The following is an 896-nucleotide window of genomic DNA, read 5'->3' as shown; positions in this document are numbered from 1 at the left end:
CCCTGGTCGGTGTTGAAGATTTCGGGCTTTCCATGCGTCGCCAAGGCCTCCTCGAGAGCGGCGATGCAGAAGTCGACGTCCATCGTGTTCGACAGTCGCCACGCCAGCACCCGCCGGCTCGCCCAGTCCATCACGGCGACGAGGTAGAGGAAGCCCCGGCGCATCGGGATGTAGGTGATATCGGCGCACCAGACGTGGTTCGGTCTGATGATGTCGAGCCCGCGCAGCAGATACGGCCATTTCTTGTGCTCGGGATGCGGGACGGTCGTCCTCGGTCGTTGATAGACAGCCTGCAATCCCATCTTCCGCATCAGCCGCCGGATCCGCTTTCGGCCGACCGAATAACCTTGCCGACGCAGATGACGAGCCATCTGCCGTGAGCCGTACCACGGCGTCTCCAGAAACTGCTCGTCGATCAGCCGCATCAGCGACAGGTTCAACGGCGTCTCGGCCGCTGTCGGACCGTAGAAGGCCGAGCGGCTGATGCCGACGAGTTCGCACTGCCGCCGGATCGTGAGCCTGGGGTGATGGGGTTCGATCATCTCGCGCCTCCGGCCGACGCTCAGCGTCCGGAGGCTCGTTTTAAAAAATCCCTCTCCACGACGAGTTGGCCGATCATCGCGTGCAGCTTCTCGACTTCACCGTCGCGCGCGTTCTCCACCGCTTCGGCTTTCCCGGAGAAGACGCCTGACATTCCGTCGACCGCCTGCTTCTTCCACGCGCTGATCATCGTCTGATGGACGCCGTACTTGACCGTCAGCTGCGCCACGGTCGCCTCGCCCCGGATCGCCTCCAGCGCGACCTTCGCCTTGAAATCTGCCGAATACCGCTTCCGCTTCCCCGTCATCGGGATCGTCCTTCTCTCAGGTCGACCCAAGCTTACCGAACTGCCCGCC

General features: G+C 63.3%; 1 pseudogene. It reads right to left on the bottom strand.

Annotated elements, in window-relative coordinates:
- Positions 1-847, bottom strand: a pseudogene (locus EYW49_RS22855) (IS3 family transposase); the annotation flags it as partial.
- Positions 848-896: the final 49 nt, after the last annotated feature.

The organism is Siculibacillus lacustris, assembly GCF_004328075.1.
GTDB classification, from domain to species: domain Bacteria; phylum Pseudomonadota; class Alphaproteobacteria; order Rhizobiales; family Ancalomicrobiaceae; genus Siculibacillus; species Siculibacillus lacustris.
The sequence above is the reverse complement of the archived record's forward strand: the minus strand, read 5'-3'. Positions and strand labels throughout refer to the sequence as shown.